Source organism: Streptomyces griseicoloratus (assembly GCF_014534645.1).
Classification (GTDB): Bacteria; Actinomycetota; Actinomycetes; order Streptomycetales; family Streptomycetaceae; genus Streptomyces; species Streptomyces griseicoloratus.
The window spans coordinates 1-808 of sequence record NZ_JACVQF010000010.1; the positions used below are offsets into that span (position 1 = coordinate 1).

The window sequence follows — 808 nt, forward strand, 5'->3', positions numbered from 1 at the left end:
TCTCACCGGTCTGCCGGTCGCGCACCTTCGGCGCCGGAGCTTCGGTGAGCAGGATCGTGGCGGTCGAGGCGTCAACGCGGATCACACGCACAGGAATTACTCCTTCTGAAAGTCGATCAACCTGCCAGCCTGACAAGTTGACTTAGCAAGTTCGAGCTAGGAATGCCAGGTTGACTTGTCAAGTTGCTATCGCGGGAGTTTCACCCGAGGTGGGAGTCAGTTCAGACGGTAGGTGTCTTCGAGTTCCTGCCGGTCGGCAGGCAGGAGCACGTCAGCAACCTGCAAGGCTCGACCGGAGGCGTCGCACGCGATGACCAGGACACTCAGCACGGGGACGCCGTCCGGCAGATCCAGCAGCTCGGCTTCACGGGCTTCGGGCAGCCGAGCGGAGACCCGCTCGGTCACGTGGTCGAAGCGGACTTTCTTCCGCGCTTCGAGGTGTTCACGGGGACTGCCGCTCAAGGGCTCTCGGGACCCCAGCTCAGTGCCTTCCGCCAGGCCGGCGGGGAAGTACGACGAGACCAACTCAACAGCTTCGCCGTCCTCCTCGACCAGGAAGCGGCGCATGAGGACTTCGGCCCTCTTCGGCAGACCGAGCGCCGAGGCGACCCGAGCCGGGACAGGCACGTGCCCGACCTCGATCAGACGGCCCGCACCCTGCGACTCGTCGCGCTCCAGCGCCTCACGCCCTCGCCGGTCCTTCTGCTCGACGACTTCCGGGCGACCCCGGACGATCGTGCCGTATCCCTGCCGGGACTCGAGCCAGCCGTCCCGCTTCAGCAGCTCCAGAGCCCGGACGACGGTCGGG

At 66.1% G+C, this 808-nt stretch carries 1 protein-coding gene and 1 pseudogene; both read right to left on the reverse strand.

From position 1 onward, the window contains the following. Positions 1-91: pseudogene (locus H0H10_RS41530) on the reverse strand (SCO3933 family regulatory protein); the annotation flags it as partial. Between the two features lie 125 nt (positions 92-216). Continuing rightward, a partial coding sequence (locus H0H10_RS00205) for a GntR family transcriptional regulator (protein ID WP_188178720.1) occupies positions 217-808 on the reverse strand: 592 nt, incomplete at its 5' end.